This is a genomic window from Photobacterium sp. MCCC 1A19761 (genome assembly GCF_037389125.1).
Taxonomy (GTDB): domain Bacteria; phylum Pseudomonadota; class Gammaproteobacteria; order Enterobacterales; family Vibrionaceae; genus Photobacterium.
In genome coordinates, this window is sequence record NZ_JAZGTF010000006.1 from 133,496 (window position 1) to 147,259 (window position 13,764).

General features: G+C 57.6%; 12 protein-coding genes. 4 read left to right on the forward strand and 8 right to left on the reverse strand.

The annotated features are described in order from the left end of the window. The first annotated feature begins 220 nt into the window (after window positions 1-220). Both VV869_RS08385 and VV869_RS08390 read left to right on the forward strand, forming a co-directional pair. Entirely contained in the window at window positions 221-1,144 is a 924-nt protein-coding gene (locus VV869_RS08385; protein ID WP_337734525.1) for an ABC transporter ATP-binding protein, read from the forward strand. Then, window positions 1,141-1,911, forward strand: a complete 771-nt coding sequence (locus VV869_RS08390) for an ABC transporter permease (RefSeq protein ID WP_337734526.1) — start codon at window positions 1,141-1,143, stop codon at window positions 1,909-1,911. The genes VV869_RS08385 and VV869_RS08390 overlap by 4 nt, the downstream gene beginning before the upstream one ends. 100 nt (window positions 1,912-2,011) lie before the next feature. Here VV869_RS08390 and panC read toward each other — a convergent pair whose 3' ends face one another. The 8 genes from panC to thpR form a co-directional block, all read right to left on the reverse strand. Next, window positions 2,012-2,887, reverse strand: coding sequence for a pantoate--beta-alanine ligase (panC, locus tag VV869_RS08395; protein ID WP_337734527.1), 876 nt, complete (start codon window positions 2,885-2,887; stop codon window positions 2,012-2,014). A 9-nt stretch (window positions 2,888-2,896) separates the two neighbouring features. Further along, window positions 2,897-3,691 carry a 3-methyl-2-oxobutanoate hydroxymethyltransferase gene (gene panB, locus VV869_RS08400; protein WP_337734528.1) on the reverse strand — a complete coding sequence of 265 codons (795 nt, stop codon included), beginning with the start codon at window positions 3,689-3,691 and terminating at the stop codon, window positions 2,897-2,899. Window positions 3,692-3,718: 27 nt separating this feature from the next. Beyond that, window positions 3,719-4,204, reverse strand: a complete 486-nt coding sequence (folK, locus tag VV869_RS08405) for a 2-amino-4-hydroxy-6-hydroxymethyldihydropteridine diphosphokinase (RefSeq protein ID WP_337734529.1) — start codon at window positions 4,202-4,204, stop codon at window positions 3,719-3,721. Beyond that, on the reverse strand, window positions 4,201-5,610 hold the full coding sequence (gene pcnB, locus VV869_RS08410) for a polynucleotide adenylyltransferase PcnB (RefSeq protein ID WP_337734530.1): 1,410 nt from the start codon (window positions 5,608-5,610) through the stop codon (window positions 4,201-4,203). The genes folK and pcnB overlap by 4 nt, the downstream gene beginning before the upstream one ends. Before the next feature lie 55 nt (window positions 5,611-5,665). Next, entirely contained in the window at window positions 5,666-6,550 is an 885-nt protein-coding gene (gene gluQRS, locus VV869_RS08415) for a tRNA glutamyl-Q(34) synthetase GluQRS (RefSeq protein WP_337734531.1), read from the reverse strand. Between the two features lie 81 nt (window positions 6,551-6,631). Then, window positions 6,632-7,081 (reverse strand): RNA polymerase-binding protein DksA, encoded by a 450-nt coding sequence (dksA, locus tag VV869_RS08420; RefSeq protein WP_261601705.1) that lies wholly within the window; start codon window positions 7,079-7,081, stop codon window positions 6,632-6,634. A gap of 129 nt (window positions 7,082-7,210) precedes the next feature. Then, complete coding sequence (gene sfsA / locus VV869_RS08425; protein WP_337734532.1) at window positions 7,211-7,921, reverse strand: DNA/RNA nuclease SfsA; 711 nt, start codon at window positions 7,919-7,921, stop codon at window positions 7,211-7,213. Next, window positions 7,918-8,529 (reverse strand): RNA 2',3'-cyclic phosphodiesterase, encoded by a 612-nt coding sequence (gene thpR / locus VV869_RS08430; RefSeq protein WP_337734533.1) that lies wholly within the window; start codon window positions 8,527-8,529, stop codon window positions 7,918-7,920. Before thpR ends, sfsA begins: the two co-directional genes overlap by 4 nt. A 136-nt stretch (window positions 8,530-8,665) precedes the next feature. Between thpR and hrpB the strand changes: the two genes are divergently transcribed. After that, a complete protein-coding gene (gene hrpB / locus VV869_RS08435) occupies window positions 8,666-11,149 on the forward strand; it encodes an ATP-dependent helicase HrpB (protein ID WP_337734534.1) in 2,484 nt (827 codons plus the stop codon). 103 nt (window positions 11,150-11,252) lie between these two features. Continuing rightward, entirely contained in the window at window positions 11,253-13,751 is a 2,499-nt protein-coding gene (gene mrcB, locus VV869_RS08440; protein WP_337734645.1) for a penicillin-binding protein 1B, read from the forward strand. Window positions 13,752-13,764 lie beyond the last annotated feature (13 nt).

Sequence of the window (13,764 nt, forward strand, 5' to 3'; positions counted from 1 at the left end):
CTTAGTTTGATACAGTCGTTATCCCGATAGGAATCACCCACTTACATAACGCCTCACGACGGTTGCAACAAGCGATCTCGCTCTGTGCGTTTTCGCGAAGCACAAGGTGCAGGATCGCAAAATATTATGTAAATCGGCTTTACTATACACAAGCGAGTCAGTAAGCAAATCGGATTAGTTGCTCGCCTGTAGAAAATTTCTAACACAAAGATCGTATTTTATGAACGCACTGGAAATAAAAAATGTAAGTAAAACTTACAAGGGTGGCGTTAAGGCATTGAAAAATATGACACTTAACGTTGAGGAAGGTGACTTTTTCGCTTTGCTCGGTCCCAATGGTGCCGGTAAGTCGACCACCATTGGGATTATCAGCTCGTTAGTTAACAAGACATCCGGCTCGGTGAAAGTGTTTGGCTACGACCTCGACAGCCAGGTGGTTGAGGCGAAAAACCAATTGGGGTTGGTGCCGCAGGAATTTAATTTCAACCAGTTCGAGACGGTCGAACAGATTGTGGTGAATCAGGCCGGTTACTACGGGGTGGAGAAAGCCCTGGCCCGCGAGCGGGCGGAAAAGTACCTCAAGCAACTGAACTTGTGGGAGAAACGTCATGAGCGGGCTCGGAACCTGTCGGGTGGGATGAAGCGCCGTCTGATGATCGCCCGTGCCCTGATGCACGAGCCGAAGCTGCTGATCCTTGATGAGCCGACGGCCGGGGTTGATATTGAGCTACGCCGTTCGATGTGGGTGTTCCTGCGCGAGATCAACCGCCAGGGGATCACCATTATCCTGACCACTCATTACCTGGAAGAAGCGGAGATGCTGTGCCGCAATATCGGGATCATCAACCATGGGGTACTGATTGAGCATACCAGCATGAAAGCGTTATTGAGCAAGCTGGAGGTAGAGACCTTTATTCTGGATATCAAGCTCAACGGCAACATGCCGTCGCTGGACGGCGTGCAGTGGAAACTGCCGGATAACCATACCCTGGAGATTGATGTGCCGAAAGGCACCGGACTGAATACGGTGTTCAGCCAGTTGAGTGCGCAGGGGGTTGAGGTGTTGTCGATGCGCAACAAAGCCAACCGCCTGGAGGAATTATTTGTCAGCCTGGTGGCCGCAGAGAAGAAGGAGCAGCCATGAGATACCAGTACTGGGTGGCGTTTAAGAGCCTGATCACCAAAGAAGTAAACCGGTTTGCCCGGATCTGGATCCAGACCATGGTCCCGCCCGCGATCACTATGACGCTGTATTTCATCATTTTTGGTAGCCTGATCGGCAGCCGGATCGGGGAAATGGGCGGGTTTACCTATATGGAGTACATCGTGCCGGGGCTGATCATGATGTCGGTGATCACCAACTCGTACTCCAACGTGGCCTCGTCATTTTTCAGCGCCAAGTTCCAGCACAATATTGAAGAGCTGCTGGTCGCGCCGGTGCCGAATTTCGTAATTATTGCCGGTTATGTCGGGGGCGGGGTGCTGCGCGGTTTGGGGGTCGGCCTGATTGTCTCGGTGGTGTCGCTGCTGTTTGTTGATTTACAGATTGCCCACCTGGGCGTCATCGTGGCGACTGTGCTGATGACTTCCATTGTGTTTTCTTTAGGCGGGCTGATCAATGCGGTGTATGCCAAAACGTTTGATGACATCAGTATTATTCCGACCTTTGTCCTGACCCCACTGACTTATCTGGGGGGCGTGTTCTATTCCCTGAGCTTGCTGCCTGAGTTCTGGCAGGGCGTGTCGAAACTCAATCCGATTGTCTACATGGTCAATGCGTTCCGTTACGGTTTCCTGGGCGTGTCTGATGTCGGGATTGTGACTTCGTTCAGCGTACTGGGGGTGTTTGTCGCCATCTTGTATGCGATTTGCCATTACCTGATTTCACGCGGGATTGGTTTGCGCTCTTAATCCGGCCATGTTCTTCAAATAAATAACGCTAAACAAAAAACGCCAAACAAAAATCCCGGCCAGAAGCCGGGATTTTTTTATGCGATGTGTCGGGTGCGACTTACTCTTCCGTGGCCGCTGCCGGTTGGGCCAGCTCAACCACCTGGTTGTCGATCAGACGGGCATTGCCGAGGAAGGCTGACATCAGGATGACGGCCTGCTGGGTGGACTCGCTGATCGGCTGCAGGGTGGCGGCATCGCGGATGTAAATTTCATCCGGTTGCAGACCGGCGGCTCGGAGCTGATCGTTGGCATCGACGATGATGTCGGCAAAATCATTGCGGCCGCCACGGATCTGGCTGCTGATCCAGCGCATGCTTCGGGCCAGGACCGGGGCGCGCTGGCGCTCGTCGACTGTGAGATAGCCATTGCGCGAACTCATTGCCAGGCCGTCCATCTCCCGCACGGTCGGTACGCCGATGATTTCGATGTCCATCGCCATATCGGTCACCATCTGGCGGATCAGGGCTAGCTGCTGGTAGTCTTTTTCGCCAAAGCAGGCCAGATCCGGCTGGACGATGTTGAATAGTTTGGTCACCACGGTGGAAACGCCGCGGAAGTGGCTCGGGCGCAGGGCACCCTCAAGCATGGTTGACAGGCCCGGGACATCGACGGAGGTCTGGCGATCCAGCCCCTGCGGGTACATGATTTCCGGCGTCGGGGTAAAGACCAGCTCCACACCTTCTGTATTGAGTTTGGCCAGGTCGTCATCCAGCGTACGCGGATAGTTGTTCAGGTCGTCGGCTTTGTCGAACTGCATTGGGTTGACAAAAATGCTCACCACGACCACGTCTGCCAGCTCGCGTGCTTTGCGAACCAGGGTTAGGTGGCCTTCATGCAGGTTGCCCATGGTCGGAACAAAGGCAATCCGGCGGCCGTCACGGCGCCAGGCCCGGATTTGTTCTCGGATCGGGGCAATCTCAGCGAATGTTTGCATTGTTATTCCTTACTCAAAGGTATGCTCTGGACCCGGGAAGACACCGGCTTCGACTTCTTCCAGGTATTTGGTTACGGCGGCACGCATCTCGCCGGTTTCTGCCAGGTAGTTTTTGGAGAAACGCGGCATATAGTTGGCTGAAATGCCAAACATGTCGTGCATGACCAGGATTTGACCATCGGTCACATTGCCCGCACCAATCCCGATCACCGGGACATCCACCGCCTGGGTAATGCGTTCGGCCAGGCCGGCCGGGACACACTCCAGCAAAATGATCTGGGCGCCGGCTTTTTGCAGCACAATAGCATCTTTGACCATTTGCTCGGCGTGGTCCGCATCACGCCCCTGGATTTTATAGCCGCCGAAAATGTTGACCGACTGTGGGGTCAGGCCCAGGTGAGCACAGACCGGCACCGCGCGCTCGGTCAGCTTCGAAACGGTTTCTGCCAGCCAGGCACCGCCTTCCAGCTTGACCATGTTGGCGCCTGCGCGCATCAGCTCCGCGGCATTGTCACAGGCCTGCTCCGGGGTGCTATAACTCATAAACGGCATATCTGCCATCAGCAGCGCGTTCGGGCTGCCGGTACGCACACATCGGGTGTGGTAAGCGACATCCGCGACAAGCACCGGCAGGGTATCCGGCTTGCCTTGCAGCACCATGCCCAGCGAGTCACCGACCAGCAGTACCGGTACACCTTGCTGCTCGAACAGCTGGGCGAAACTGGCATCATAGGCGGTAACCGATGCAAATTTACGACCTTCTTTCTTCCATGTCATCAGGTCATTGATTGTGATTTTCTTCATTACTTTTCCCTTTCCCTATTGCAACGGCTAGTCGTGCCAGATGGCAAGGCTGTTGCGGTCTACCTGAGTCAGCAGCGTTTGCAATACGCTCTGATCCGGCAGGATTAAATCCGGGGCGATCTCTGCCAGCGGGTACAGGACAAATTCCCGGACCTTCATGCCGTAGTGCGGGACGGTCAGCCGCTCGCACTCATGAATCAGATCGCCATACAGGATGATATCGAGATCCAGGGTACGCGGCCCCCAGCGCTCGGCTTTGCGAACCCGGCCATGGGCCAGTTCGATCGCTTGGGTTTGATCCAGCAGCTCAAGCGGCGTCAGCGTAGTGTCGACGGCGACGACAGCATTGATGTAATCCGGCTGGTCCTGCGGTCCCATCGGTGTACTGCTGTACAGCGACGACTCGGCGACCACCTCAATTCCCGGGGCGGCGCTTAAGGCCGCCATCGCTTCACGGGCTTGCCCGACCGGGTTGCCCAGGTTACTGCCGATTGCGATATACGCTCGGATCATGATGATTTCGCTTGTGGTTTTTTACGGCGCGGCGGACGGCGACGGCGACGCTGGCCGGTGCCCTCGTTCAGTTGCTGCACCATATTGCCGCGCTGGGTGCGATCCGCTGACTGGAAATCGCGCCACCAGGCCGCCAGTGTGGCAACGTCTTTGCCTTCAAACTGACCGCGCATTTCCAGGAAGTCATATGCCGCACGGAATTTCGGATGTTCCAGCATTTTAAAGGAGCGCTTGCCGCTGCGACGGCTAAAGCGCAGCTGCTGTTGCCAGATGTCCCGCGCGGTGGTGGTAAAGCGGCGTGGGATGGCAATGGTTTTGACCTGCTCATCCAGAATATCGTTGGCCGCCACCATAAAGGCGTCGTAGTAGGACAGGCCGCCGGTGACCGAAATTTCTTCGGCACGGGTGGTCATCGGATACCACAGCATCGCGGCGTACATAAAGGCCGGGTTGACCCGTTTTTCTTCGGCGATGCGGGCATCGGTCGCGGCCAGGATATGCTCCAGCATTTTCTCGGCCGGGCTGCTGTGATCTTCAGTGAAGTGTTCAGCCAGGATCGGGAACAGTTGCTGGAACAGGTTGTACTCGCGCAGCAGTTTATAAGTGGCCAGACCGTTGCCCGATTGCAGCAGCTTGAGGCTTTCTTCAAACAGACGTGCCGGCGGAATATCCTGCAGCAGGCTCGACAGGCGCTGGATCGGCTCGGCGGTGTTCGGCTCGATGTCCATGTCCAGTTTGGCGGCAAAGCGCACGGCACGCAGCATCCGGACCGGATCTTCGCGGTAGCGGGTTTCCGGATCGCCGATCAGGCGGATGATCCGAGCTTCCAGGTCCGGCACCCCGTTGGCATAGTCGCAGACCGTGAAGTCCTTGATGTTGTAGTACAGGGCGTTGATGGTAAAGTCGCGGCGCTCGGCATCTTCATCGATGGTGCCGTAGACATTGTCACGCAGCAGCATGCCTTCGTTGCTCTGAGCAGCAACCTGTTGTTTGATATTACCGGATGGCTTGGTCTCGGCATGGTGGCCACGGAAGGTGGCAACCTCGATGACATCGCGGCCAAACAGAATATGTGCCAGGCGGAAACGCCGGCCGATCAGGCGACAGTTGCGAAAGAGTTTTTTGATCTCTTCCGGGGTGGCATTGGTGGCGATGTCGAAATCTTTCGGCGTCTGATTCAGTAACAGATCGCGGACGCCGCCGCCAACCAGATAAGCGTCATAACCGGCCTTGTTGAGACGATAAAGTACCTTCAGCGCGTTTTCGCTGATATCTTTACGGGAAATACCGTGCTCTTGGCGTTGATAAATTTGCAAGGTCAAGTCCTCGGTAGCATGAGTACTGCTTTGTCGATTCAATACCTTACGGCAAAAGCTGGCTACTCGATTAAAGATAATACACCTCATTTATGTGGCTCGGATGTTATAGACAGCCGCATATGATATATCACGGCCGGACATTTTAGAATGCCAGCGTGATGGCTGTAGTTTGTGGCAGTTTTGCAACGTGCCAGTTCTGGCACCCCCAGCGCAGGATTGTGTCCAGGCTGCTGGCTGCCAGATCGGCAGGTGGCGCCATCCCCAAAAATGCCATGGCCTGAACCAGGGCCGGGGCCGGATTGTGCTTGTCAATCGCCGGTGCATGGTTCTGCTTCGACAATTTATTGCCGTTTTCGCTGACTGCCAGGGGCAAGTGAAGGTAGCTGACTTCCGGCTGGCCCAACTGACGGTAGAGTCCGATTTGACGGCCGGTCGGGTCGATCAGGTCGGCACCGCGCACCACTTCGGTGACGCCTTGGGCGATATCATCCAACACCACGGCGAGGTTATAGGCATAGAGCCCGTCCCGGCGATGAATAATAAAGTCTTCCTGCGCCAGAGCCGGCGGGATTTCAATCCGGCCGTGGAGGATATCATGGAAATGGGTGATCGGGGTATCGACCCGCAACCGGACGGCACTGTTTTCAGCACTGTGGTGACGGGTTCGGCAAGTTCCCGGGTAAAATCCCCCGGCAGCTTTGATTTCCTTGCGGGTACAGCGGCAATAGTAGGCGGTGCCGCTGTGCAACCAGGCGTCGATTTGGGCTTGATAAGCGTCGTGGCGCTGGCTCTGGTACATTACCGGGCCATCCCATTCAAAGCCGTAGGCCTCTAAAGTACGCAAGATGTCGTCGGCGGCACCGGGCATTTCCCGGGGCGGGTCAAGATCTTCCATCCGGACCAGCCAGCGGCCTTGCCGGGATTTGGCTTGCAGGTAGCTGCCGAGGGCGGCGACCAGGGAGCCGAAGTGAAGCGGGCCGGATGGCGACGGGGCAAAGCGGCCGATATAAGGGGTGCTTAAGCTCATAAACCGATCATCAGAAAAAGGAAAGAGGGAGCTTGCCGCTCCCCCTTCGGTATTACTGTCGCAGATCATTGCTGGGTCGGATTAACCGGCCATCTGCTTTTCTTTGATTTCAGCCAGTGTTTTGCAGTCGATGCACAGTTCGGCAGTCGGGCGCGCTTCCAGGCGACGGATCCCGATCTCGACACCGCAAGAATCACAGAAGCCAAAGTCGTCATCCTCAATACGTTGAAGCGTCTTTTCAATCTTCTTGATCAGTTTGCGTTCGCGGTCACGGTTACGTAGTTCAAGGCTGAACTCTTCTTCCTGTGCAGCGCGATCCACAGGATCAGGAAAGTTTGCGGCTTCATCCTGCATGTGGTTCACCGTACGGCCAACTTCTTCACGAAGTTGGTTACGCCAGGCTTCAAGAATTTTGCGGAAGTGCTCTAGCTGAGCTTCACCCATATACTCTTCGCCGGCTTTTTCCTGATAAGGCTCAACCCCAGCAATAGCCAGGATGCCTAGCGATTTCTTAACGTTGCTCTCTGGCATATAGCATCTCCTAATATACCTAATAACCGTCACTGGTTAATTTTGGGCGGTATCTATAGCAGAAAGGGTTATGTGAGGCAATTGCTGCATATCTTCAATTTTATACCAATGTGAAGAAAGCATCATTTTTCACAGCGGTTGATGGAAATCTATGCGGTTGCTTAAATAGAGCTCATCTGGGTTCAATACCGCTTTGTAACCGATGATCTCAACGCCTGCCTGTTCTGCTTGTTGAATTAACTGATGGTAGACCGGGTCTATATGGTGCGCCGCGGCTACGTTTTCAATCCCCGAATGCAAAATTGCAAAAAAAAGTATGGCTCGGTTTCCGCTTTGTGCCACTTCAATCAACTCTCGCAAATGTTTCTGGCCCCGGGTGGTGACGGCATCGGGGAAAAAACCTTGTCCGTTTTGCAGCAGGGTGACGCTTTTCACTTCAATATAGCACGGCGGTTTGTCATCAGCGGTCAACAGGATATCTATCCTGCTGTTTTCACTACCATACTTCACTTCTGTCCGCAGTGACGAATAGCCTTGTAATTCTGTGATGATATCCCGGTTTATCGCCTCTTCAACCAGGCGGTTGGCGCGGGCGGTGTTGACGCAAATCCAGTGGCCGTCCGGGGTGTGGGTCAGTTCCCAGCTGTTGGGATATTTGCGCTTGGGATTGTCGGCGGTGGAGTACCACACGGTGCTGCCGGGCTCGGCGCAGCCGGTCATTGCCCCGGTGTTGGCGCAGTGGATGGTTCGGATTTCCCCGTCAGGAAGTTCGATATCGGTCAGAAAGCGTTTGTAGCGTTTGATGAGCTGGGCGGCCTGTAACGGCGGATCAAATTTCATGGCATTTCCTGGTGGTCCGGTGGAGCCGGGGTGAGCGGCCACTGTTTCAGGCAACGGTAGTGGACCCCGCCCCCCCCGGGGCTGTTGAACTGCTCTGAAATATACAGGCCAAAGTGGCGGATGTGAAACGTCATCGGCGGGATTTCCGGCAGGGCATCCGGTCGGTTGCGCAGGTGTTTCAGCAAGGTGATATGCGGGGAATAAGGCCGCGTTTCCTGGGGCAAACCGACTTGCTCGGCAACGGCTTTGAGGTTTTCGGCGAGTAGCGCAAGCGGCTCCGGCAGCGTACAGCCCAGCCAAATCAGGCGGCTGCGTTTTTTGTATTTCAGCTCGGTGGTGGTGAGGGTAAATGCCGGTCCTTCGAGTGTATTGGCCAGCTGGCACAGCTGCGCTTTTTGTGGGGCGTTCACGTTGCCGAGAAAGGCCAGGGTCAGGTGCAGGTTGGCCGCAGGCACCGGGCGTCCTTCGCCGGGCATCATCCGGGGCAGTTGCCTGAGCTGATGAAACGCACTGCTGTTTTCCGCCGGAATATCCAGGGGCAGGGCAAAGAAAAGCCTTTCCGGGGCCGATGGGATCCGGGCTTGGGATTCGGATATTGTTTGCGGCATGGCCATCTCCTGATCGGCTGAGTGAGAAGCTGTTGCGGTGGAGCCCGGTCAGCGGGCGATTTTTGTTCAGTCTGGCCGCTAACTTTCTTGTACAATCATCTGCAGCTTCGTTTGAATATGACACAAGGTTTTTACATTGTCACAGCTGCCGATTGATACAGTCCTGCCCTCGCTGCTTACCCAGCTTCGTGCTTCCTCCCAATTGATCCTTAAGGCGCCGCCTGGGGCAGGTAAGTCGACCCGGCTACCGCTGGCGTTGTTGCAGGAGGCTGCGTTTAGCGGGCGGATAGTGATGCTGGAGCCGCGTCGCCTGGCGGCCCGCAATATTGCGTCGTACCTGGCGGCCCAGCTGGGCGAGTCGGTCGGGCAGACGGTGGGGTTGCGGGTGCGGGGCGAGACCAAGGTGAGCGCCGCGACCCGGCTGGAAATTGTCACCGAAGGGGTGATGACCCGGATGCTGCAGCAGGATCCGGAGCTCTGCGGCATTGAATTGCTGATTTTTGATGAGTTTCATGAGCGCAGTATTCATGCCGACACCGCGTTGGCCCTGGCGCTTGAAGTGCAGGAAGCCCTGCGGGACGATCTGAAATTGCTGGTGATGTCGGCCACACTGGATCAGGACGCGTTGATTGCTTTGCTGCCGGAGGCGGCCTACCTCGAATCGGAAGGACGGTGCTATCCGGTTGAGCACCGTTATCAGCCGGTGCGCGAGGCGTCCCAGCTGATTGAGACCGCCGCTCAGGCGGTGAGCCGGCTGCTGGCCAGTGAGTCGGGATCGATCCTGGTATTTTTGCCGGGGGCCGGGGAAATCCGGCAACTGGCTGAGCAACTGACTGAGCGGGTGGGGCCGGAAGTGCTGGTCTGTCCGCTGTTTGGCCAGCTCAGCAGCGCGGCGCAACAGCAGGCGATCACCCCGGCACCGCCTGGCAAGCGCAAGGTGGTGATTGCGACCAATATTGCGGAAACCAGTCTGACCATAGAAGGGATCCGGATCGTGGTCGACTGTGGCCTGGAGCGCGTCGCACAGTGGGATCCGAAAACCGGGATCAGCCGGCTGGAGCTGGCCCGGATTGCCCGCTCGTCTGCCGAGCAGCGCGCCGGGCGGGCCGGGCGTCTGGAGCCGGGGATGTGTTTGCGCCTGTATAGCGAAGAGATGCTGAGCCGTCAGCCGGCCACACCGCAGCCGGAAATTCTGCGCGCGGATCTGACTTCCCTGGCGCTGGAGCTGGCCCAATGGGGCTGCCTTGAGGCTGCGGATCTGCGCTGGCTGGATACGCCACCGGCACCGGCCCTGGCTCAGTCTCGTCGCTTGCTGCAGGATCTGGGTGCGTTGACGGCGCGTCATCAACTGACCGAGGCCGGCCAGCAAGTCCAACGTCTGGGGACCGATCCCCGCCATGGCGCGATCTTATTGCTGGCCCGCGAAAAAGGGCGGGCGGCACAGATGACCGCGGCCTTGCTGGTGGCGCTGCTGGAAGAGCCGCCGCGGGGGATCAACAATCCGGATCTGCATTTTCAGCTTAGCCTGCTGGAGAGCGGTAAGTTGCCGCGGGCCAAGGCTTATTTGCAACGGGCCCGGCAGCACTTGCAGAAAATTGCCACTGCAGAGTCCGGCGTGGCGACATCGGCGCCGCTGCAAGTCGCTGCGGCCTGGATTGCACCGCTGATGGCAGCGGGTTATCCGGATCGCATTGCGCTGTCACGGGGACGGGACGGGCGCTACCAGCTGGCCAACGGGCAGGGGGCGATGTTGTCACCGGATGAGCCGCTGGCTGATGCGGCGATGCTGGTGGTGGCGGATATCGTCAAAACCCGTCAGGGCGACAGCCGTATTTTTACCGCCATTGCTGCCGACCCTGAGCAACTTCAGGTTGAGCTGCCGCACCTGTTTACCGAGCGGGAGTGGCTCGACTGGGATGACAAAAAAGGCCGCCTGAGCGCCGAGCAGCACTTGTGCTGCGGTCAGCTGGTGCTCAAACGCACCGCCCTGGCAGAGCCGGATCCGGCCCGGGCCAGTGAAGCACTGCTCAATGCCATTATCCGCAAAGGGCTGAAAGTGCTGCCATGGGACGCTCGTGCGGAAAGTCTGCTGGTGCGTGCCCGGTGTGCGGCGGATTGGTTGCCGGAGCTGGCTCTCCCGGCGATGGATGAAGCCACCTTGCTGGCGGAAGCCGGACAATGGCTGCTGCCGTTTATGAGTGGGATGACCCGGCTCAAGATGATTGAAAAGCTCGATTTGGTGGCGGCGTTGGAGGCTCGTTTGGGATGGGAGAGCGCCAAAGCACTCAATGAAGCTTTGCCGACCCATTATCAGGTGCCTACCGGCTCGCGTTATCCGATCCGCTACCAGCTCGGGCAGCAGCCTGCGCTGGCAGTTCGAATGCAGGAAATGTTCGGGGAGCAAACTTCACCTCGGATCGCCCACGGCAAGGTCGCCCTGGTGCTGGAGCTGTTATCCCCGGCCCAGCGGCCGTTGCAGATCACCCAGGATTTGGCGGCGTTCTGGCAGGGCTCGTACCGGGAAGTGCAGAAAGAGATGAAGGGGCGCTATCCCAAGCACGTCTGGCCGGATGATCCGGCCACCCATGCGCCGACCAGAAAAACCAAAAAGTATATGTGATTGGCTGGCTGGTCGCCTGAGGGGATCAGTCAGACAAATTTAATTGCCGTGCCGGGACGGATGAAGGTACCGGCAGGGAAAGAATTCGGGAAACGTTGTGAAGATGAAAATAACCCAGCGCGTGGGAGCTGCGGCGCCGCAGAAGCCGGGAGCTAAAAAGCCGGGACCGAAACCGGGGGGCAAAAAGCCGGAGCAGCCAAGCTCCCAAAAACCAAGCCCTAAAAAACCGGGTGCGAAAAAGCCTGCGGTCACACGTAAAAAAGTACCGGTGAAAAAGGCGGCCAAAACAAGTGGTCCCCGCAAACCCCGGAAAAAAGGCGGAAAGTCGTCGCCGCGGATCCCGGGATGGCTGCGCTGGCTCCTGGGCTTTGGCCTGAAAGTGGCGGTCGTGGTGCTGGCGGTGCTGCTGGTGGCCGGAATTTATCTCGATAAAGTGGTGCGCGATAAGTTCGACGGCCAGCTGTGGAACCTGCCGGCCGTGGTGTACGGCCGGGTGCTGACCCTGCAGCCGGATCAGTCCGTCACTATTGATGAGGTTAAGCGGGAGTTGGATCTGCTGCAATATCACAAGGTGCGCAACCCGCAGCGGATCGGGGAGTATTCTGCCTCTTCAACCCGGATTGAGTTGATCCGCCGGCCGTTCGAGTTCGAAGACGGTCATGAGGGAGAGCGCCACATCATGCTGACGTTTTCAGGCAATATTCTGCAGAGCATCGAGGATCTGAGTCGTGAACGCCCATTGGGCTATGTACGGATTGAGCCGAAAATGCTGGGCATGCTGGGAACGAAAGAAGGCGAGCAGCGAATTTTCCTGCCGCGGGAGCGGTTCCCGGAAGTGTTGGTGGATGCTTTGCTGGTGACAGAAGATCGCGATTTTTATCATCATGAGGGCGTCTCGCCACTGGCGATTATCCGGGCGCTGGTGGTGAACCTGCAAGCCGGTCGGACAGTGCAGGGGGGCAGTACCTTAACCCAGCAGCTGGCGAAGAATATTTTCCTGACCCGGGAGCGCACCCTGCTGCGTAAGATCAGCGAGGCGTATATCGCCCTGATCATCGATTATCGCTACAGCAAAGACCGTATTCTGGAAGCATATCTCAACGAGATTTACCTGGGGCAAGAAGGCGGCAAGGAAGTTCACGGCTTCGGGCTGGGTGCCCGGCTGTATTTCGGCCGACCGTTGCAGGAGTTGCGCATCGACCAGCAAGCCTTGCTGGTGGCGCTGGCCAAAGGGCCTTCGTATTACAATCCCTGGCGCAATCCTGAGCGGGCAAAACAACGGCGGGATCTGGTCCTGCGCCTGATGATGGACAACGGTATTCTCAGCGGCGCGCAGTATGAGCAGGCGGCATCCCGGCCGCTGGATATTCAGAGCAAGCCGCAAATTGCCAGCCGCCAGCCGGCTTACTTCCAGCAGTTGCAGCGGGAGTTGAAGCAGAAAGTCGGGGAACGCTTTACTCCGGGTATCGGGCTGCGGGTGTTCAGTACCTTAGATCCGTTGTCGCAGCAGGAGGCCGAGCTGGCAGTGATGGCCCAGGTGCCGCTGCTGGAGAAAAAAGCCGGGGTTTCGGTCGAGACCGCACTGGTGGCCGTGGATCGCCTCAGTGGTGAAATCCGGGCCATGGTCGGCGGCAGTCGGCCGGGGTATGCCGGCTTTAACCGAGCGCTGGACGGCCGCCGCCAGATTGGCTCGCTGGTGAAACCGGCGGTGTACCTGGCTGCGTTACGCCAGCCGGAGAAATTTTCCCTGGCAACGACCATCGACGATAAACCGATCGCGCTCAAAGGCAGCCGGGGCAGTGACTGGAAGCCGCGAAATTATGACCGTCGGTTCCGGGGGGAAGTCCCGTTGTACTACGCCCTGGCGAAATCCCTCAATGTGCCGACTGTCAATCTGGGCCTGAGTGTGGGCCTGGGCCCGGTGATCGATACCATGGTGCAGTTGGGCGTATCGCGGGATGAAGTTCCGAAGCTGCCGTCGATTTTGCTGGGTGCCTTTACCCTGACGCCGTTTGAAGTGACGCAGATGTATCAGACGGTGACCAGCGGCGGCCGTAAGGCCGAGCTGACGGCGTTACGCTCGGTGGTTGATCAGCAGGGCCAGCGGTTGTACCAGAGCTACCCGAAAGCGGCGCAGGTGGTGCCGGAGCAGGCGGCCTGGCTGACGACCTACGGTATGAAAAATGTGGTCAGTCAGGGGACCGCGCGCTTTTTGCAGCCGACCTTCGGCTGGGCGGCACTGGCCGGGAAAACCGGGACCACGGATAACAACCGTGACAGCTGGTATGTGGGTGCTGACGGGCGCGAAGTGGTGACGGTGTGGGTTGGTCGGGACGATAACCAATCGGTGAACCTGACGGGCTCGGCCGGGGCACTCCGGCTGTATAACGACTATCTCAAGCGTCGCCAGCCGGAGCCGCTGCGTCTGGCCTGGCCGAAAAAGCTGACGACGATGAAGTATAACCGTTTGCCGAACGGTACCCTGAGCTTAGATTGTGCGGGTCAGCAGTCGCTACCGGTCTGGGATAAAGATGGCTCACTCAAAGCTCACTGCAGCCAGAAGCAACCGGCCGGTTGGATCCGGGATATGTTTGGCCAGTAAACCAGTAAACCAG

Coding starts and splice junctions, on each gene's coding strand:
- VV869_RS08385 (WP_337734525.1), top strand. CDS start 221: ATGAACGCACTGGAAATAAAAAATGTAAGTAAAACTTACAAGGGTGGC.
- VV869_RS08390 (WP_337734526.1), top strand. CDS start 1,141: ATGAGATACCAGTACTGGGTGGCGTTTAAGAGCCTGATCACCAAAGAA.
- panC (WP_337734527.1), bottom strand. CDS start 2,887: ATGCAAACATTCGCTGAGATTGCCCCGATCCGAGAACAAATCCGGGCC.
- panB (WP_337734528.1), bottom strand. CDS start 3,691: ATGAAGAAAATCACAATCAATGACCTGATGACATGGAAGAAAGAAGGT.
- folK (WP_337734529.1), bottom strand. CDS start 4,204: ATGATCCGAGCGTATATCGCAATCGGCAGTAACCTGGGCAACCCGGTC.
- pcnB (WP_337734530.1), bottom strand. CDS start 5,610: ATGAGGTGTATTATCTTTAATCGAGTAGCCAGCTTTTGCCGTAAGGTA.
- gluQRS (WP_337734531.1), bottom strand. CDS start 6,550: ATGAGCTTAAGCACCCCTTATATCGGCCGCTTTGCCCCGTCGCCATCC.
- dksA (WP_261601705.1), bottom strand. CDS start 7,081: ATGCCAGAGAGCAACGTTAAGAAATCGCTAGGCATCCTGGCTATTGCT.
- sfsA (WP_337734532.1), bottom strand. CDS start 7,921: ATGAAATTTGATCCGCCGTTACAGGCCGCCCAGCTCATCAAACGCTAC.
- thpR (WP_337734533.1), bottom strand. CDS start 8,529: ATGCCGCAAACAATATCCGAATCCCAAGCCCGGATCCCATCGGCCCCG.
- mrcB (WP_337734645.1), top strand. CDS start 11,253: ATGAAAATAACCCAGCGCGTGGGAGCTGCGGCGCCGCAGAAGCCGGGA.